Here is a 12278-nt window from a genome sequence, read left to right on the forward strand (position 1 = left end):
TATGGGATTTCTAAGTATCAGATATTACATGCTTCATTACTTTCTTTCAACAGAGTTGACATATTTCAATGAATACAAACTTAAAGAATCATACTGGACCTTTACAACTTCACCTTCTTGTAAATCATATGGAAGGTCTGGTTGGTTGGTAGAACAATATGATACTTCTGGATCATTATTCATTTCTCCAATTTGTATTTTGACATTCTTAATTCCGTCCTTTTCTTTATAGTTGACCCAGCGTATCTTGTCTTCGACCTCTAATGGCTCATAAGGAACTCTCGTAATACTATACTCATTTTTAGTAAGTCCATCTTCCCACGTAAGAGTTACTATTGTGTACGTCTTATCGTCATACTTATAATAAATTCTATCTCGCTTTCCCGTAGGATCATCTTTAGATTGTACGGAAGCCTCCGGGTGTTTACTTAAAACATATTCTTCAATTTGAGTTAGATAATCCGAATAATAGGCTCTTTGGGAATAACAATTATAGCTTTCTATCCCTTCAGGCTTTTTCCCTGTTTTCTCATCAATCTTATATTCTTTTGTGGAATACTTTACATTATAAGAAAAATCTGGTTCAGGTTTAGGAAAATCATTATCCAATCCAAACATTTCAAAAATATTATTACTATAAGGATCGACATCATTTAGCTGGATTCCAACATCATTCAAGTCAACACTTTCGTTGCTAACTTTCTTCTTATCTTCCCCTTTTAACTCTGTCTGTGCCTCCTTGATTGCCGCCTTATCATCTGCGCTTAGTTCCTTCTCCAGCTCTGCGGCAAGTTCGGCTCTCTCATTTTTAGGACTACTGGAACCACCTCCGCAAGCTGTAATTGCCATTGAAACAGCTACCATCATTATACCAGTATAGTATTTCTTTTTCATCTTCTTTTCCTCCTGATTTGTAAATTGTTTACTTATAAGACGATTCTGTGACTGAATCAGTTTTATCTTTATAAAATGTTTTTATTGCTATCTCTACATGATTTTCTAAATCAACCTTGTTTCTGAAAAGATGGATTGTCAATTCCTCATGTACGCCGTTTAACCTGTCGTGAAAAGCCCGGATTTCGTTGAAAATATTTTCCGTGTCTGTATCTTCTGTGCATTGTATTACCCAGATGCTGCACTCTGTATAGTCTCCACCTGTCATTGAGAAAGCACGCCAGATACGGAAACGTTGGCCTAGGTCAGGCTGGATGCGCTTTGGTGGGCTGTGTGATGCTGAAAGTGTGCATGATACCAGAATCATTACCAATACTATATATCGCCGCTTCATTGTTCTTCATACCATCTTTCAACCCATTAGTAAGCTATACGGATACCCGATTGCTGATTTTATAGTATACCATTACCTTATAAAAATCAAGGAGTTTATGACTGTATGAACGAAATTAAAATCCGCTCCGACAATAGGATTAGTGTTGGTGCAAATATTAAACGGATCAGGCAGGCCAAAGGTATCCGGGCCTATGACCTGATCCGCGAATTACAGTTGCAAGGATTGGACATTAACAAGCAGCGGTATTATAAGCTGGAGCACGACCTAGCTAACGTCTTTGCTTCTGAACTGGTTGCCATGGCAAAATTTCTTGATGTTGATATTTCCGAATTTTTCAAGTAGGAAGTTGCTCTGGTACTTCCTGCTTTTTTTGTGCTTCTAATTTCTCCAATAGTTCTTTTTTATCCCTGTACAAGTTAAGATTTTCATTATTTAAGTCGCTGTTAAGCCATGTAGCAATCATAACCTTGTAGAATAAAAACAGTGTTGATGTCAACAAGACGGCTGACAGATTCAACAGGATTGAGATTATTAGGTTGCGGTTATCTTTCATATCCATAAATACGTTCTCCTTCAAGATGATTTCAAATCAAATGTTAAAACAAGCACAGGATCACCATCCTCATTATCAACCAAAATATGTACGGCTGACATAATCGCCATATACAAACAATGACTTTCACTTGATATATCCAGCCCAACAGGATTGCGGAGCGTGGCTTGTATGAGAGTTTCCCTGTCCCGTTCAATGTCGAGGATTGATGAAGTCCGTTCTGCATATGTTTTAAGGATTGGGAGAATTGCATTGTCAAACCACTCCATCTGTTTTATGGTTTCCTCTGTCTCTGTATCCTGTTTGATTCTTTGGATTGCTTCATGTACTGCAATCATTTCTTTGTTAGTCAACCTGTCCAGTTCTTCCGGGACGCTCCCGGCCATATCAGTATTGACTGTAAAATCATATCGTTCCATAGGCATTTTCTCCTTAAAATATAGTGGCGCCACTCTAATTTTACTACCCTAAAGAGACTAAGGACAGCCGGAAGAACCGCTGAAAATTCCGATTTTGGTCTGTGCAATTTGATATAGATCCATGGAAAGTGCCTAATGTATATGGGCGATATCATGATGAACGCCGTTGATTGTGCTGTACCCGGATAGGGCCGGGGACTGTCCGCTGGATAATGAACCAGACAATTTTTAAAAAAGCCGGAATCTTTCATTTGAGTAAGTCCGGGCAAAAAGAACATTGACTTTTCAAGAGCCTGTGCAACCTATACAAAGATGAAAGACAGGACTATTTTTATATTTGGGAATAGCATGTAAACAAAGAAGTTTCTCCTATAAATATATTGGTTCCGTATAAGAGCCGTTGATTTTAACGAACCTGTTTTTTGTATACATCATAAATAGGACAAAAATCCGTGAACATCTACCAGAATCAGACACATTTCAGAAAAGCGCTTATTATCTGATTATTGAGAAAATGTTTTAGAATCTATTGATTATTTGTTTGGGGGCCTGCCCAAAGGCAACGGCTTAAAAAGAGGGTTGTTTTTAGCGGATGCGGGTGTAAGAATAGTTGAATTGCTATCGCCAGCATGGGATTTTGGGAGAGAATTTATAGTTTGCTCCAGTTTTTTCATAAAGGAATGAATGAGTTTTAAGAAAACAGGGGGTGAATTGACAGCTATGGATTTTGTGCGTAAACTCGTTTTTTGAGTTTTCCACAATATCCATGGCTGACAAGAGGGGGGTGTTTTCTTGGAGCGTAGCGAGTTCTTATGCCCCCTTTTATATCCTGAACATAGAAAAAGCGCTACCATTATAGTAACGCTTCAGACTAATTTCTATCATCTATTCCGCTTAATTTGAATCAATCAATCCCTTCCCGTAGCTGTTTAAGGAATCCTTAACTTCGTCATAAGGTACTATTATATCAATTGCTCCAGCAGCGTATGGAGCAATCGTAGCTTCCTCGAACAGAATGTGGATTCCATCTTCTAAGAGCAGCCAGTCCTTATCAAATGATATATTTATACTTTCTGGATCAGCTGAGATTATTCCTTCATGGCTGTCTTTTCTGGCTTTCAAAGTTCTTTTAACAGATGCTACAATGTCATCCTTTAGCTGTTTGCCTCCAATATCACTGATTTTTAGTATTCCTTTGTCAGGAGTAATTGTATAATAGGCATGGATATTATAGTTATGAGTCGCCTTATCATGATAAAGTAAATTATCGAAAGTCAGGCTAATATATTTTTGCCTGGATATATCCTCATCATTTAAAATAAAATCGTATTCGACTTCATTTACTTTCATATCTTCTGTATTCTTTTTTATCACATCATCAATATACTTGGATATGATATCATTTGTTTTTGAAACACATTCTCTCTTTTGTAAATAAGAAACCTCAGGATAGTATAAACTCCCATCTAAGTTTGTTTTTTCTTTTGGTCTGATTTTTATCCAATCTGGCAATGTCCGTTGCTGGATCACACCTTTTACAGTCCATTGTCCGTCACCATTGATATCTCTCCCATCAATCCGTATATTCTCTTGCATTATTTCATCTTTTATATAATAGCATTCATATATACCATCTTTATTTCCATCAATCCATTTCCAGCCCTCTGGCTGGATTGAATTGCTGTTCATATATCTCCATGTATATGTATCACTTTCTTCATTATCATGTTTCCACCAAGTACCTGCAAATGAGTTCATTGTAAACATAATGCTTATTCCAACTGTTGCACTCAATATCCTGATTAACTTTTTCATACAAGAAGCCCTTTCTATTTATTCTTACAAACTCTGGCGAATTTCAATTCTGGCCGTACATGCTTTCCTGAAGATAATTTTACCATGGGAACATATGTCTTTCAATGAAATAATGAATGGGTTTGAAGAAAACCACGGATTTCTTATTTACCCTTTTATATCCTGAACATAGAAAAAGCGCTGCCGTTACAGCAACGTTATCTCCTGTGAGATTTAGTATTTTTAATTCCGGTATTGTTTATCTCCGGCAGTTCTGGGGCCTGCTCCCTGGCCTTTGTTAGTATTGATTTCTCAAATTTATCTGCAAAATGTTCTTTTAACTTAACCTCGGTGTGGATATCATAAGTATTCCGCTTCCTACTGATTAAAGCCCGGAGTTCTGCCATGTTCTCCTTGTTTTCCTCCACCAAAGAATAAAATTCCTTATAGGTTTGAGCTTGGATTTCTTTTAGGGTCCGCATCCGTTTCCTTTTCTGTTCTACGGATTCAGAAGTAGAAACAGGGACAGACATTTCCGGCTTGTAAGCTGATTTGATTTCATCCAGACGGTTCATGACAGCTTTTATCTTCTTCTCTGTGCTTATGATTTCAGATTCTAACTCTTTACGTTTCTTCATCTGAATAGGGTTTAAAGTTTCAAGTTCCTGTTGTTTTACTGCTAAAGTCTGTTCCAATGTTTCAAGGACTTTTAATAATTGTTCTGCTCCTTTCGCCATGGCTGCGGCAACTGCAAGCTGTGTCTGGGTCTGGTCCTGCTCACTGGCAAGGGTAGCCGACAACATAATTTGCTGATAGGCGGATGCTATGTACTGTGCCCTTAATCCCTCTAACCTGGAGGATAGCTTTTCCAGTTGTTCCGTCTGTTCTTTCTCCATGGATTCAATCTGCTGTTTAAATTGATTGAGGAAATAGTTGTCCTCCGCAATTTCCCGGTTGAGATTTCCTAATTCTGTTTGTACACCCCGTTTCTCTGCCTGATGTGCCGATGGGCCGAGATGAACAGACGCAACTTTATTAATTCCCTGTGATTCGTAGGATCGGTGGTCGATTTGCTCATTGATTCCATTCTCTTTTAAAGCATGATTACACATACTGGCCCAGGATTCACGCCAACGGTTTAAGCTGTCTTTTGAGTTCCAATCTGCTATGATGGGATTCGGAACATTCACGGATTTTGGCTGTTTGTCAACACGTTTCAAGTCTTTCTTAGCGGCAGAATCAGAAGTGAGCCAGATTTTTTTCTTTCCTACATGATAACGATATTGCTTTGTCCATCCGTCTGCTTCTGCCTGTTTAATCTCGGTGACAGGGATTGATTTTTCTATGTTGTCTTTTCGGCAGAGATAGCTTTTTTGATACTTGGGTTCCCATTGACCATCTTTATCAAGTGGACGCATGGTAAGCATGATGTGTGCGTGCGGATTTTGAAAAACCATTTGTTCTGGATTATGGGTAGGATTTCCGGCAGAATCAAGAGGGATTCCATGACCATCTGTGACGGGTGGATTGTGAATTGCAACGTCTGCACACATCCCTTGTGATGTGAAATTTTGTTCTATGTATGTCCTTACTAGGACGGTTTGTTGTTCTAAGGTGAGTTCCCTCGGTAAAGCAAGTTCGACCTCTCTTGAGAGTTGGGAATTACCGGATTTTTCTGCAAGTTCAACAGAGTTCCAGAGAGTAGAACGGTCTTTGAAAGATTCCGGTGCATTGTCTGGAAGTAAGATTTCTGTATGTTCAATCCAATATTTACGGCTGTAATCATGTGTGATCCCATCATATTGGTTTGTGATTGTATCCCCGGAACGATAGCAGGCGGCTGCTACTGATGACCTGCCGGTGCTACGTCCTATTATTTTGACTGACAAATGGTAAATTGCCATGATGAATGTGTCAACTCCTTTGTATTGGGTTTTGATTATGTGCCTTTCGGCACTGTTGGTTCTTGGTCTTTTGCTTTTAGCCCCCTGCAAGGGCTTCCAGCGGACGCACACCAGTTTAGCGAAGCGGGCTGGTAATAAGTGCGCCCTTTTTATTAAAAATAGAGCGGGAATCAACGTCCCAACTCTGATATGTAGTCTGCGGTTGCGGGGGAAAGAATGGCGAAATAGATAATTTTCTGGATATCAGCATTAGTGAAAGATTCGGCAGGACAGATTTCATTGATTGCGGCTTCAAGGATTGCTCCACGCTCGATTAGCCTGTGGGCTCTGGCTTTCCGTTCCTTTAACTTTGCCCGTTTCCGGGCGGCTTCTTCTCTGTGTTTTTGTTGTAGTGCTTCCAGTTCCGTCATGTGTTTTATCTCCTGTGATGATGTGGTTTATGATCTTGAATTGGCTCTGTAAAACCGATTTTTTGTGATTCTGATTTTTTCATCCCTATATCTGTGTTTTGCTTTGCAAGAGACAATACTTCTTCCCGCGTCATTTTCAAAACCGATAAATCATTATTGTGGATTCGACATGTAAAACCATCACCATGATCCCATACAGCCACGATTGCATCATTCAAAAATCTTTCATGTGGAATATTTCTTAATGCTTCTTCATTTATCACGTAATCTATTAATTCTGCTCTAAGTGCAGTTCTGGCTTTCTCTTTAGATATTTTAAAATCTGGTTCTTTTTGATAATTATTCATGATCTACCTCCTGTGTCTATGAGTATCACCTATACCTGATATTTTTATCGGTTCATCAGCTATGGATAAAGAAATATCAAGATTGTTGGTATTTTTGAGGATTGCCCTGTCAAGGTTCTCTATGACCTCATGTGCTGTCTTTTGGATCGTCTGCAAAGAGGATTTCAGTTCCGGCAACGTCTTATCGCTGCTCCATCCTGCTAAATACCCAAAGCTATAATCCGACGTATCAAGTCCTAAATGCTGGCACACAATAAAAGCGGTACTTTCGGCCTCCACCTCCATGGTGGCGCTGTCCCTGATATGGGCCCGGTCTTTATGTAAAATGCTATGGGCTGTTTCATGAAATGCTGTCTTAACTGTCTGCAAATCACTCATGCCGGATTTAATCACAATCTCCTTATTCATTAAATCGTAGTGGCCTTTCTTTGAGCCTTCCCATGATTCAAAATGAATCGGCACAGGAGCAACCTCACGGATGGAATCCATCAACACCTTGTAATCTGGTATCTCTCCCTTTAGTTCCTCTGCGAGTTCCGGAAGTGGCCTGCCCTCTGTTTGTGAAATGTCAAAAATGGAGACTGCCCGAAAACTGGCATATTGAATCTCTTTTACTTCCGTCATAGGGTTGCCATATGAATCCCTCTTGACCTGGCCTGTCTTATCATCCAATACCTCCACCGTTTTTTTAGTCTTATAGGGACACGGTGCAACAATTGTAATCCCTTTTTCGCCCTTGCGAACATGACGGTCCAGCGTTCCCCATGTCTTATATCCGGCAACATAAGAAGCCTCTGGTTTTTGTAAAAGAATTAGCATGGAGTTATTAAAGCTGTAGCTGTGAAATTTGTTCATGACGGAAAGATACTCACGGTATCGATCAGAGGTGAAAACCTCTTTAATTCCCGCCTCTAACTTCTCCGTGAGTTCTTTAATCTTATCGCTTTGTCCTTTCTTCTCTGCCATGATTCACCTCTATATTAACTGCTGTTGTATCTTTCCCAAAAACAAGAGGTACTGTATAATCAATGCTCCGGCTTGGATAGGAGAGGAGCCGAATACAGGTTCCATACTGTTCGATTAAATCTAATTTTTTCTGCAAGTTCATTATCTTCCCCTCCTATGTGTGATTGTATCAGCTATGTTATGTTCTTGTGTTAATCCGACTCCTGCCAGTTTTAAGCTGTGGCCGTCAAACTCATAAACATTATCGGATAGCCTATCCTGGGGCGGAACTTCTGCTTCGTTGATTGATGATACCATCTGTCTTAAACCCTCAACATCGTCCAGTTCTGATTTTGGAATAATCAAAACTTCATGGACTGAAGATGGAAGGATATAAAAATCTTCACCTATCTGCTTCTGGACTTCCTTTAGGACTTCTGGACATGCAATGACGGCTGCTCCATCAATCCCGCTTTCATTTGTTAATACCTGGAATGGTGCTGAACGAAACTCCATTGTCATAGCCTCCGCAAGCTCTTTATCCATGCCCTCGTCTGTCAACATCCCTGCCATGATAACGTCCATTCCCTCGAATCTTGCACTTTTGGCCGTGTTGGACTTTGCGATTTTTAAGGTTTCCTCTTTGGTGAGCTGTAAGTGGGCTAGAAGCTGATCCGTGACTTTTGCAGTTGCCCTCACGCCGGAGCTGACATCTCCAAAATCCCATTTAGCAAAGACGGCCAGATCGGATATCCGTTCATGAGGAACTTCTTTTAACCAATCTTTGTTATCATCATAGCTAACAATGGCGGCCTGTAAATGCGTGATGGCAGAATTGCGGTTCATGCCATGAATATTAAACTTTGACAGTTCCGGTGCAGTCCCCATGAGTTCAGTTCTTATGCCAGATACAATATCACCCATGGAGTTTCCCTGTCTCCAATCGTCATAATAAAAATCCGGGTATACGGTTGGTGCCATAGAAACATCGGGAAATTGAACTGTGATCCCTTTCATCATGACATTGTTTTTCGGTATGGTTACCTCATGCAGTTGTCCACCGCTTGGCTCCATGGCCTTTTCCAGTGCCGAATAAAATTCATTGTAAAATTGTTGTTTATCGTTCATTTTGTTTTACCTCGTTTGATTTATTGTTATGGGCCTTGACCTCATCGGCCAGGGCTTTTAATTTTTCGTCTCTGAAATATGGACATTTTATGGTCCTAAGTTATCCGATTCCACCTAAAACAAGAATCTCTTCACCTTTTCCTGCCAACTTTATTAAATCGTTCGCATCCACAATCGGTTTGTCCTCATATGTATAGCTTTTGTGTCTGTTTTTTCCGCCATTCAAAGTTTCTTTTTTATCCCTATATGTTCCGCACCAATCGGAAATAGCCTTCTGTGTTTTCGGATCGTTACATTCAAGTATGACTTTGACACGGCAGTTATCCATCAGAATCCTTGCTCCATCATCTCCATAAATCTGCTCTGCCTGTGCAAGTGATTGAAACGCAAGCAGAACCATCACATTACGGCTTCTAAGTGTATAAAGGGCATTGAAAACACCTTTGATTTCTCCGATTCTGGCAAACTCATCTATAATTAGCAGGATAGGCTTCTTTTGTTCCTTAGGCCGTCGCTCCAACTCTTTGAATACCTGGACCGTGCAAAGGCGCATGATAGCTTTATAAGTTTCCAGCATATCTTCTTTAATTGACAGGAATACGGATTTTCCCTCCAACAGACTGTACGGACTGGCTTTCTGATAATTATCCCTGAAGCAAAATCGTACTGAATCTTTGCTGAATACGCTCAATGAAGTACACATTTCCGTGAAAATATCCTGTACGCTTTCTGCAGTTTTGCCGTTGAATTTGGCTAAATACTTATACCAAAGGTCTGATGGTTCACTGTCTTTGATAATTTCCGTTATAAGTGAAGCCGTATCTGATTCCAATATTCTATTGACTGAATCAATGAATGACTCTCCACGCATATAGTAATAAACCAACAATCCAGTCAAAGCAGTTTTTGCATTTTCCACAAAGAAAAAATCTTTTGAATTTGTGCTTACAATCAAACCTTCGCTAATTTCTTCAATGGCCGCAAGAATCAGGTCATTACTCGGATGATTATGAAGGCGGTAATAAACATCCCAGCCACAGGAATCTCTATTTTCTGGATCAACTACGATTACATCCGGGTTGAACATGGGAGAGCTTACCTCATGCAATTCCCCTTTTATATCAATGCTGAAAGAAGTAAATCCATTTTTTCCACCAGCAAAATTTGCAAGTAATGAATTCAGGAGCACACCCGAACTTTTACCTACACCTGTACCACCCAAAATGCAATAGTGATAAATGTCTTTTAGCGGCACCCGAACATATTGATTTTTATACTTGCCTAAAATGATTCCTTCAGGTTCTTTTGATAGCAGTTTCGGCGGCACTTTGGGATACATAGCAATCCGTTTCTGTGGCGATTCTTTTTTTAATCCGGTTTCCGGCACAAGTCCATCACCGATATGTATTTCATCAAGTTGCTTTCCCTCGCAAGCAACGATCCAGAAATTGTTAAAAGAAGTCCATGCAATTAAAACCAGATTAATTATCATAATCTGCCTGGAAGATATGCCAGGAATGATATGTGGAAGAAACAGGCATAGAAACGGGGGCAGATACAGGCCCGTAAAGGCCAGGATACTATAAAGCCGTTTCAACAGCTTGCTCATGCTCTAATTCCTCCCAGTCAATTTCTGCCATAACTTTATACTTGTAGTACCAGTCAAGTTTGTATCTGATTTCGTCCATTTCAATTTCTGATACTATGTAATAGTTGCCTATTTTTTTCATAGTGAATGTCCTCCCTATGTGCTTTGATTTACGTTCCCTTACACTTAATATTATGACAGTTTGGGTCGGTAAAAATGGCTTAGTTAGAGGGTTTCTACCCTTATGTACTACTATTTTTTTGAAAAAGAAAAAGACGCTCTGGGCGTCCTTAACCTCCAAAAATAAAATCCTCAACTTCTATCTTTCTGATTGCGTTGGCTTCCTCCTCCGCATAACTGCATAGCTCCGCAATCGCTTCATGGTATTTTATTCCCATAAAGTCAATCAAAAACTGGATTGCGTCATTGCAATAACCGGGTTCCCCGCGCTTGTGTTTCTCATGATCACAATAGTAATAAACACCGTTCTTTCCTCTGTAAAAAGTTATGTATGTCTGTTTGGCATAGGCATATTGTCCTGGTGATTTCTCAACGATTAAATCAGGATGATATTTTAACAGATACCGGATTAAGTTTGTATGTCTGGCTATTTCCTTAGATTCGTTTGATATGTTGTTTTGCATTAATAAGATCCCCTTTCATATGGTCTAATATTAATATGACAGATTCAAAGCGAATGGTGCTACTTGAATAAAAATATTTTCTTGAATCTTCTAATCCTATAAATGGACAGAGTTATCCCCTTTAAAGGATATTGGTATTTTGTAATACATAGAGCTTACGCATTATCTTATTCTTTACTCCATAGCATAGAACTTTACATATCATAGAGTTTACACAGTCCTTAGAGCTTACGCACACTAAGGGTTTACACAGTCCTTAGTGTTTCACACCTTAGAGCTACCGCACAGCCACACACTGGTTTTTTGGAAACCAATGTGTGGAGCTCGACGAAAAGAAAAATTAGGGGGAGTGGTAATTTCTGTGAGCAGCTATACTTTTCTTTTTCGCCCAGCTACAACAGGGAACAAAATTTTTTGTTTCCTGTTGCTGTGTGCTACGCACTCTATGTGTGTGAAACTCTATGATTGGAATTGCTTAAAACAATTCCTCTATGATGTGGAACTCTATGCTTGATATTCCTCTATATAAGGAATATCCCTATGATTGGAATTGTATCAAACAATTCCTCTATGATGTGAAACTCTATGCATATATACATAATAGATATATAACGTAAGCTTTACTGAAAACAGAAATGTCCTTAGCCAACTTAATGACAAAGGTACATGATAAATAGTTCAAATGAAAGCGGCGTTATCCTGTCCTACCGCATGAGCATTACTGCTCCTACCAATCATGTCCTATCCCATACGCAACCAATATAGAATCCAGAACCGAACCTAACCATTCACTTTTAATCCCATAAATCCCATCTGTTATCAATTTATGTCCGCTTTTCAGCATGTCGGTACAGGGCATAGTTGTACCTAGACAGTGGTTGTGAATCTTTACCACATGACACGGGCCGGTATCATGTAAGCATCCACTATGCAGGATGGTCTGTCTTACACTGGCCGGCTGGCCGGGGGCTGGCTTGTTTTAACGGTGCCCAACCGCAAATTACATTTTATACTGGCACGGGACCCAGATAGCCATATACACTAGGTTGCCTATTATGTATATGACACTTCCATGATGCCGCATGGACACACCTGACTGTTTTCATCTGCCTATTAGTAATCCGTCCGTCAGCAATCGGATTACGGCTATTCAATTGTTTGCTACTGCCAAAGTTTCAAAATGCAGTACACCTTTCAGACAAGGTTTATAAGTCTAGTATGCAAGATTCAAGCAGGGTTGACGGTAATTCCATAC

General features: G+C 39.7%; 13 protein-coding genes and 1 pseudogene. 1 reads left to right on the forward strand and 13 read right to left on the reverse strand.

The genetic code is table 11. The features are described 5' to 3' along the window. Positions 1-36: 36 nt before the first annotated feature. Positions 37-894, reverse strand: coding sequence for a hypothetical protein (locus MCJ35_RS17265; protein WP_025486225.1), 858 nt, complete (start codon positions 892-894; stop codon positions 37-39). 499 nt (positions 895-1393) lie between these two features. Between MCJ35_RS17265 and MCJ35_RS17270 the strand changes: the two genes are divergently transcribed. Beyond that, positions 1394-1633 carry a helix-turn-helix domain-containing protein gene (locus MCJ35_RS17270; RefSeq protein ID WP_008718702.1) on the forward strand — a complete coding sequence of 80 codons (240 nt, stop codon included), beginning with the start codon at positions 1394-1396 and terminating at the stop codon, positions 1631-1633. On the opposite strand, the gene MCJ35_RS17275 is transcribed toward MCJ35_RS17270, so the two are convergent. The 12 genes and pseudogenes from MCJ35_RS17275 to MCJ35_RS17330 form a co-directional block, all read right to left on the reverse strand. Next, a complete protein-coding gene (locus tag MCJ35_RS17275) occupies positions 1626-1850 on the reverse strand; it encodes a hypothetical protein (protein WP_008718703.1) in 225 nt (74 codons plus the stop codon). The genes MCJ35_RS17270 and MCJ35_RS17275 overlap by 8 nt on opposite strands. Before the next feature lie 14 nt (positions 1851-1864). Then, positions 1865-2263 (reverse strand): hypothetical protein, encoded by a 399-nt coding sequence (locus MCJ35_RS17280; protein ID WP_025486222.1) that lies wholly within the window; start codon positions 2261-2263, stop codon positions 1865-1867. An 894-nt stretch (positions 2264-3157) separates the two neighbouring features. Next, positions 3158-4078, reverse strand: coding sequence for an RsiV family protein (locus MCJ35_RS17285; RefSeq protein ID WP_008718707.1), 921 nt, complete (start codon positions 4076-4078; stop codon positions 3158-3160). 974 nt (positions 4079-5052) lie between these two features. Next, positions 5053-5961: pseudogene (gene mobQ, locus MCJ35_RS32580) on the reverse strand (MobQ family relaxase); the annotation flags it as partial. A 170-nt stretch (positions 5962-6131) separates the two neighbouring features. Continuing rightward, complete coding sequence (locus MCJ35_RS17295; protein ID WP_008718712.1) at positions 6132-6371, reverse strand: DUF3847 domain-containing protein; 240 nt, start codon at positions 6369-6371, stop codon at positions 6132-6134. A gap of 5 nt (positions 6372-6376) precedes the next feature. Next, on the reverse strand, positions 6377-6718 hold the full coding sequence (locus MCJ35_RS17300) for a DUF5688 family protein (protein ID WP_034577765.1): 342 nt from the start codon (positions 6716-6718) through the stop codon (positions 6377-6379). Positions 6719-6721: 3 nt separating this feature from the next. Then, positions 6722-7684: an ArdC-like ssDNA-binding domain-containing protein gene (locus MCJ35_RS17305; RefSeq protein WP_051400677.1), complete on the reverse strand. Its 963-nt coding sequence runs from the start codon at positions 7682-7684 to the stop codon at positions 6722-6724. Continuing rightward, on the reverse strand, positions 7656-7826 hold the full coding sequence (locus tag MCJ35_RS17310) for a hypothetical protein (protein ID WP_008718716.1): 171 nt from the start codon (positions 7824-7826) through the stop codon (positions 7656-7658). Before MCJ35_RS17310 ends, MCJ35_RS17305 begins: the two co-directional genes overlap by 29 nt. Next, on the reverse strand, positions 7826-8791 hold the full coding sequence (locus MCJ35_RS17315) for a DUF5688 family protein (protein WP_025486220.1): 966 nt from the start codon (positions 8789-8791) through the stop codon (positions 7826-7828). Before MCJ35_RS17315 ends, MCJ35_RS17310 begins: the two co-directional genes overlap by 1 nt. A 100-nt stretch (positions 8792-8891) precedes the next feature. Further along, positions 8892-10400, reverse strand: coding sequence for a type IV secretory system conjugative DNA transfer family protein (locus MCJ35_RS17320; RefSeq protein ID WP_240299588.1), 1509 nt, complete (start codon positions 10398-10400; stop codon positions 8892-8894). Beyond that, complete coding sequence (locus tag MCJ35_RS17325) at positions 10372-10521, reverse strand: hypothetical protein (protein WP_155858479.1); 150 nt, start codon at positions 10519-10521, stop codon at positions 10372-10374. Before MCJ35_RS17325 ends, MCJ35_RS17320 begins: the two co-directional genes overlap by 29 nt. A gap of 148 nt (positions 10522-10669) precedes the next feature. Beyond that, positions 10670-11023 carry a hypothetical protein gene (locus tag MCJ35_RS17330; protein WP_008718725.1) on the reverse strand — a complete coding sequence of 118 codons (354 nt, stop codon included), beginning with the start codon at positions 11021-11023 and terminating at the stop codon, positions 10670-10672. Positions 11024-12278 lie beyond the last annotated feature (1255 nt).

Origin of the sequence: Enterocloster sp. OA13, from assembly GCF_022440595.1 — a bacterium.
Taxonomy (GTDB): domain Bacteria; phylum Bacillota; class Clostridia; order Lachnospirales; family Lachnospiraceae; genus Enterocloster; species Enterocloster hominis.

Excerpts from the sequence above, each read along its gene's own strand:
- MCJ35_RS17265 (WP_025486225.1), bottom strand. The coding sequence starts at position 894 with ATGAAAAAGAAATACTATACTGGTATAATGATGGTAGCTGTTTCAATG.
- MCJ35_RS17270 (WP_008718702.1), top strand. The coding sequence starts at position 1,394 with ATGAACGAAATTAAAATCCGCTCCGACAATAGGATTAGTGTTGGTGCA.
- MCJ35_RS17275 (WP_008718703.1), bottom strand. The coding sequence starts at position 1,850 with ATGGATATGAAAGATAACCGCAACCTAATAATCTCAATCCTGTTGAAT.
- MCJ35_RS17280 (WP_025486222.1), bottom strand. The coding sequence starts at position 2,263 with ATGGAACGATATGATTTTACAGTCAATACTGATATGGCCGGGAGCGTC.
- MCJ35_RS17285 (WP_008718707.1), bottom strand. The coding sequence starts at position 4,078 with ATGAAAAAGTTAATCAGGATATTGAGTGCAACAGTTGGAATAAGCATT.
- MCJ35_RS17295 (WP_008718712.1), bottom strand. The coding sequence starts at position 6,371 with ATGACGGAACTGGAAGCACTACAACAAAAACACAGAGAAGAAGCCGCC.
- MCJ35_RS17300 (WP_034577765.1), bottom strand. The coding sequence starts at position 6,718 with ATGAATAATTATCAAAAAGAACCAGATTTTAAAATATCTAAAGAGAAA.
- MCJ35_RS17305 (WP_051400677.1), bottom strand. The coding sequence starts at position 7,684 with ATGGCAGAGAAGAAAGGACAAAGCGATAAGATTAAAGAACTCACGGAG.
- MCJ35_RS17310 (WP_008718716.1), bottom strand. The coding sequence starts at position 7,826 with ATGAACTTGCAGAAAAAATTAGATTTAATCGAACAGTATGGAACCTGT.
- MCJ35_RS17315 (WP_025486220.1), bottom strand. The coding sequence starts at position 8,791 with ATGAACGATAAACAACAATTTTACAATGAATTTTATTCGGCACTGGAA.
- MCJ35_RS17320 (WP_240299588.1), bottom strand. The coding sequence starts at position 10,400 with ATGAGCAAGCTGTTGAAACGGCTTTATAGTATCCTGGCCTTTACGGGC.
- MCJ35_RS17325 (WP_155858479.1), bottom strand. The coding sequence starts at position 10,521 with ATGAAAAAAATAGGCAACTATTACATAGTATCAGAAATTGAAATGGAC.
- MCJ35_RS17330 (WP_008718725.1), bottom strand. The coding sequence starts at position 11,023 with ATGCAAAACAACATATCAAACGAATCTAAGGAAATAGCCAGACATACA.